General features: G+C 65.6%; 7 protein-coding genes and 1 pseudogene. All 8 read left to right on the top strand.

Going from position 1 to position 5,646, the window contains the following annotated elements; genetic code table 11:
• A partial coding sequence (locus AC04L7_RS11415) for a VirB8/TrbF family protein (protein WP_475513038.1) occupies positions 1-430 on the top strand: 430 nt, incomplete at its 5' end.
• Positions 427-1,191, top strand: a complete 765-nt coding sequence (locus AC04L7_RS11420; protein ID WP_435996789.1) for a TrbG/VirB9 family P-type conjugative transfer protein — start codon at positions 427-429, stop codon at positions 1,189-1,191. The genes AC04L7_RS11415 and AC04L7_RS11420, both read left to right, overlap by 4 nt.
• Positions 1,188-2,387, top strand: a complete 1,200-nt coding sequence (locus AC04L7_RS11425; protein WP_435996791.1) for a TraB/TrbI/VirB10 family type IV secretion system protein — start codon at positions 1,188-1,190, stop codon at positions 2,385-2,387. Before AC04L7_RS11420 ends, AC04L7_RS11425 begins: the two co-directional genes overlap by 4 nt.
• A gap of 13 nt (positions 2,388-2,400) precedes the next feature.
• Positions 2,401-3,441, top strand: coding sequence for a P-type DNA transfer ATPase VirB11 (virB11, locus tag AC04L7_RS11430; protein WP_296279481.1), 1,041 nt, complete (start codon positions 2,401-2,403; stop codon positions 3,439-3,441).
• 113 nt (positions 3,442-3,554) lie between these two features.
• Positions 3,555-4,355, top strand: a complete 801-nt coding sequence (locus AC04L7_RS11435) for a lytic transglycosylase domain-containing protein (RefSeq protein WP_436000941.1) — start codon at positions 3,555-3,557, stop codon at positions 4,353-4,355.
• Between the two features lie 74 nt (positions 4,356-4,429).
• The gene (locus AC04L7_RS11440) at positions 4,430-4,804 is read left to right on the top strand and encodes a TrbC/VirB2 family protein (RefSeq protein WP_435996793.1); all 375 of its coding nucleotides are present in this window, start codon (positions 4,430-4,432) and stop codon (positions 4,802-4,804) included.
• Positions 4,797-5,111, top strand: a complete 315-nt coding sequence (locus AC04L7_RS11445; RefSeq protein WP_475513039.1) for a VirB3 family type IV secretion system protein — start codon at positions 4,797-4,799, stop codon at positions 5,109-5,111. The genes AC04L7_RS11440 and AC04L7_RS11445 overlap by 8 nt, the downstream gene beginning before the upstream one ends.
• Positions 5,112-5,114: 3 nt before the next feature.
• Positions 5,115-5,646, top strand: a pseudogene (locus AC04L7_RS11450) (VirB4 family type IV secretion/conjugal transfer ATPase); the annotation flags it as partial.

Below are 5,646 nucleotides of genomic sequence, written 5' to 3' on the forward strand. Positions count from 1 at the left end.
CCTCAGCATCGTCCTGATCGGCGGCGGCGCCGGTGCGCGCCCCACGGGCGCCACCGTGCGATTCCAGCGCAGCCTGTACGACAAGGGGCGTGGCCAGGCACAGCCACTGGACAGCCGGATCGCGACCCTCGAATTCACCTACAACCCGGACCTGCGGCTGAGTGAGGAGGACCGGTTGCTGAATCCGMTCGGATTCCGCGTCACCAACTATCGCGTGGACGATGACTTCGCGGCGGCGACCGTGCCGGAGCGCGAGTTCCCCATGCCGCCGGCCGCCGCGCCCGTGTCGGCTGAGGCGACGCCGCAGGTCGCAGAGCCTGYCGCGGCCGGCATGCCGCCCGCGCCCCCCAGTGAGAACGATGTGTCGACGACCCCGCAGCCCGCGGAGCAGTCGGAACCCGAGACGCGACCCGGAGTGCCCCAACGATGAGGTTGAAGTACGCCCTGCGGCGCCTGGCCGCCATTGGCCTTCTGCTCATGACGCTGCCTGCGGTGGCGCAGGTGATCGAGGAGTACACGTACTCGCCGGACAAGGTGTACCCGGTGCGCACCGGCCTGGGCATCACCACGCAGATCGAACTGTCGCCGCACGAGGAAATCCTGGATTTCAGCACCGGGTTCAGCGGCGGATGGGATATCAGCCGCCGCGGCAACGTGTTCTACCTGAAGCCGAAGAACGTCGACGTGGACACCAACCTGCTGGTGCGCACGGCAGCGCATTCGTACATCTTCGAACTGAGGGTCGTGGCGACGGACTGGCGCGTGCTGGACCAGGCCCGCGCGGCAGGCGTGCAGTACCGCATCAAGTTCGCCTATCCGGGCGACACAAGTTTCGCCGGCACGGCCAACAAGCCGCAGGAAGTGGCGTCGGAACTCAACACCGCCGTGGAGCCGGGGCGCGCGTACCACTTCAACTACGAGTACGCCCAGCGCAAGCGCGGCCCCACCTGGCTGGTGCCCACGACCGTATACGACGATCGCCGCTTCACCTATATCCGGATGGGCGACCGCACGCGCTTCCCGAGCGGCAACTTCCCGGTCGTGTTCGCGCGCGACAGCGAGGACGGCGATGAATTCGTCGTCAACTCGACCGTGCAGGACGACACCATCGTCGTCCACGGCACGTATCCCTACTTGGTCATCCGCCACGGCGACAACGTGGTCGGCCTGCGCAGGAGCCCGGAGCAATGAACCAGACGCCGCACGATCAGCCGGACACGGGCCCCGAACGGGCAGCGCCGCAGAGCCCCTACCAGACATCGCGTCCCGCGCCGGAGCCGGACCTCGACGCGAATGCGCCATACCTGCGCTCTGCGGATGTACAGCGGCTCAATCGCAAGGCGCTGCTGTTCCTGGCGGGCATCGTCGTGCTCATGCTGCTCGTCGTCTTCTGGATATTCAGTGGCGGACTGTCGTCGAAAGACGACCAGGACCAGGCGCCCGCCAAGGGGGAGCAGGTCGTGATTCCCGCGGCTCCGCGCGATCTGCCCGACCTGCCGCCCGAGGCGCCGCCCGTGCCCATGGAGCCGGATCTGCCGCCCTTGCCGGTGGTCGACGACACGGATCGCTCGACGGCGTCGATGATGGCGATGCCTTCGGGATTGCCTGATCGACAGCAGCCCTCGCTGCGCGAACGCCGCATGCTCGACATGGCCAGTACGTTCGGGGAAGGGCAGCCGGGGCAGGCACCACAGGATCCCGGCATGGCCGACTATGCCGCATTGCTGGCCGGGCAAGCCGGGCAGGGGCCTGCCGCGCCTCGCGAGGCACCGGATGGCATGACCAGCGCGAAGCCGCTGTACAACCCCAATACCCTGCTGTTGCGCGGCACCTACATCCGCTGCGTGCTCGAATCCCGCGTGATCACCGATGTGCCGGGTTATACCTCCTGCGTGGTGACCGAACCGGTGTACTCGGTCAACGGCAAGCGCCTGTTGCTACCGCGCGGCTCGAAGGTGATGGGCAGCTACAACTCGGAGGCCATCATCGGTGAGCGCGCCGCCATCGTCTGGGACCGGATCACCACACCGACCGGCATGGACGTGAACATGCGCAGTCCGGGTACCGACATGCTCGGCGCGGCCGGCAACCCGGGACACTATTCGGCGCATTGGGCACAGCGCATCTCGTCCGCCCTGCTCATCAGCATGCTGAGCGATGCCTTCAAGTACGCGGGCGCGAAGAATGGTCCGCAGGAGACCTCCATCATCAATGGCGCCGTCGTCCAGAACCCCTACGAAAGCAACACCGCCAGGACGATGGAGCGCCTGGCCAACATGGCGCTGGACCGGAACATGGCGCGCCCACCGACGGTGACGATCAACCAGGGCACGATCGTCAATGTGTACGTGGCGCGTGACGTCGACTTCTCCGCGGTGATGCGCTGACGGGCGTTCATTCATGGATACGCAGAACGAGCCCCTTGCCCGCATCTCCAACGAGTTCCTGGACTACCAGTACCAGGTGCTCGGGATCGGCGATCACATGCAGTCCTCGGACGTCACCGAGATCTGCATCAACCGCCCCGGTGAGCTCTATCTCGAAACGGCACGGGCGGGGTGGCTCAAGGCCGACGTGCCGACGCTCACCTTCGAGCGCGCCCGGCAGTTCTGCACCTCGGTCGTCAACGAAAGCAACACCGGCCAGCGCATCACCGACATCGATCCGATGGTGTCGCTGACCTTTCCGACCGGCCAGCGCGCGCAGTTCGTGATTCCGCCGGCCTGCGACGCCGGCAAGGTATCGATCACCATCCGCCTGCCGGCGAAGTTCAGCAAGTCGTTGGAGCAGTACGAGCAGGACGGCTTCTTTGACGACATCCTCGAGCAGCAGCAGGTGCTCGGCGACCACGACCAGGAACTGCTGGAGCTCCGTCGCAGCCGCAACTATGCGGAGTTCTTCCGGAAGGCCGTGCACTACCACAAGAACATCGTGGTGGCCGGCGCGACCGGCAGCGGCAAGACGACGTTCATGAAGTCGCTGGTCAACCACATCCCCGACCAGGAGCGCCTAGTGACGATCGAGGACGCCCGCGAACTGTTCATCCGCCAGCCCAACGTCGTGCACCTGCTGTATTCGAAAGGTGGACAGAGCGCCAGCAACATCACCGCCAAGAACTGCATGGAAGCCTGTCTGCGCATGAAGCCGGACCGCATCATCCTGGCGGAGCTGCGCGGCGACGAGTCGTTCTACTTCATCCGCAATTGCGCATCCGGTCATCCGGGTTCCATCACCAGTTGCCACGCGGGCAGCACGGCGCAGACCTGGGACCAGCTCGCCCTGATGGTCAAGGCGTCTGCCGAAGGCGCGGGCCTCGAGTTCGAAGTCATCAAGCGCCTGCTGAAGATGACCATCGACATCGTCGTGCACATCAAGGCGCACGCCGGACGCCGCTACATCACCGGCATCGACTTCGATCCCGCCCGTGCCTTGGCCGCCTGAAGGACGCACATGAACGCCACGTACCCATCGACGACAGGGCAGGGATCCGGCAGGCGGGGCAGCCTCGGCATGCCGGGTGGCCAAGAAGGGAGGGTCTGCTGATGCTGCCTGGCATGGAGCTGATGGGCTGTACCGGACTGGCGGTTCCGCCGACGGTGATGGAGCACGTCGTGAAGGTCGAGTCCTCGTTCAATCCTTACGCGATCGGTGTGGTGGGGGGACGACTGGCCCGGCAACCCCGCAATCTGGCGGAGGCGCTGTCGACGGCCCGCATGCTGGAGGACCGTGGCTACAACTTTTCGCTTGGACTGGCGCAGGTCAATCGCTACAACCTCACGCGGCAGGGACTCGACAGCTACGAGAAGGCGTTCGATGTCTGCCCGAACCTGCAGGCAGGCTCGCGCATCCTCGCCGAGTGCTACTCGCGCTCCGGCAACGATTGGGGCAAGGCCTTCAGCTGCTACTACTCCGGCAACTTCACGACCGGCTATCGGCACGGGTACGTGCAGAAGGTATTCGCTTCCTGGCAGCGGCAGGCAGCCAGCGGCAACGCGCAGGCCATACCGGTGATCGATCGCAGGACGGTCGCCCAGGCATCGCGGACGACGCGACGCACGGCATATGAGCAGGCCTCACGCGCGGCCACGGGCGGTCGGGCGTCGTCACGCGTCGCACGCCGTGTCGAGGAAGCGAGGTCCCAGCGGGTGGATGCGCTGCGTACCGCCGCCGTCGCAGCGGATGCTCCGCGGCGCACGACGGCACTGCCGGCCGCACCCGTCATAGCGCCGGCCATCGCGCAGGCATCGGCCGATGCGCCCGTCACGGTGCAGGCCTATCACCAGAACACCACCACGGCGCCGCAAGCGCCGCAGGTCGTGCAGACATCCGGGAGGGATGACGCTTTCGTCTTCTAGCAGTACCCGCCAGGGATGGCTCGTCGGCACGCGAAAGTGCCACCTACCGTTGCAACCACCATTTGGGGTCCATCATGAACAACACGCACTCTATCCAGGCAAAGCAGGCTTCCAGCGCCATCATCATGCTGATCATCGCCGCCACCGCGCTGGCATTTCCGGAGCTGGCGCTCGCCCAGGACGCCACCGGCGCGCAGGGGCGGGTCACCAGCTTCTTCACCAACATCAATTCCCTGCTGAACGTGGCGTCGATCGCCATCGTGACCATCGCCGTGATCTTCGCGGGCTACCAGATCGCGTTCAACCACAAGCGGGTCGGCGACGTGGCGCCCGTGCTGATCGGTGGCTTCCTGATCGGTGCGGCCGCGCAGATCGCGAAGATGCTGCTGCCTTCCGACGTGACGTCGACCGCGATGGTCGTCGGACAGATGCTGACGCAGTATGCATAGGAACGTGCTGTTCAGGGGCTGCACCCGCCCACCCATGTTCATGGGGGTTCCGTATGTGCCCTTCACGATCGGGGCGGGCAGCTGCCTGCTGCTCACGTTCTACTTCAACATGTTCTTCCTGGCCCTGCTGCCGGTCGTGATCTTCATCATGCGGCAGATGGCGCGCCGCGACGAAATGATCTTCCGGCTGCTCGGCCTGCGGTGGCAGTTCCGGACCAAGGTCCGGAACCTCCGCCACCACGAGGGCATGTGGGTGTTCACGCCCAACAGCTATCGCAAGCGCTTCGACGWCTCGATCCCGGATTGACCCATGCTCGCGCCCGACCTGTCCATCGCCGAATTCATCCCGCTGTCCGCCCACGTGTCCCCGCAGGTGGTCAAGACGACGGGGGGCGACTTCCTGCTGACGTGGCGGCTGGAAGGGCTGCCGTTCGTCGGGCGCGAGGAATGGGAGCTGGAGCACAGGCACAACACGTTCAACCGCATGCTGCAGACGTTGCGGGCGCCCGATTTCGTGAACGTCGCATTCTGGGTGCACGACCTGCGCCGGCGTGGTGGCATACGCTCCGGCGCGCGCTTCGGCCAAGCGTTCAACCAGGCGCTGTCGGACGGCTACTTCGATGCGCTGTCCGCGCAGAAGATCATGCAGAACGAGCTTTACCTCACGATGATCTACCGCCCCATCGTGATGGGGAAGAAGTTCGTCGAGAAGTCCGCCAACGTGCCGCGCCTCCAGGCCGAGCAGGAGCAGGCGGTGGACAAGATCATGGAGCTGGCGGGCAACGTCGAGGCCGTGCTCAAGGACTACGCACCGACCCGGCTGGGCATGTACGAATCCGATG

The sequence above is a fragment of the Pseudoxanthomonas sp. LjRoot204_2 genome (assembly GCF_056175765.1).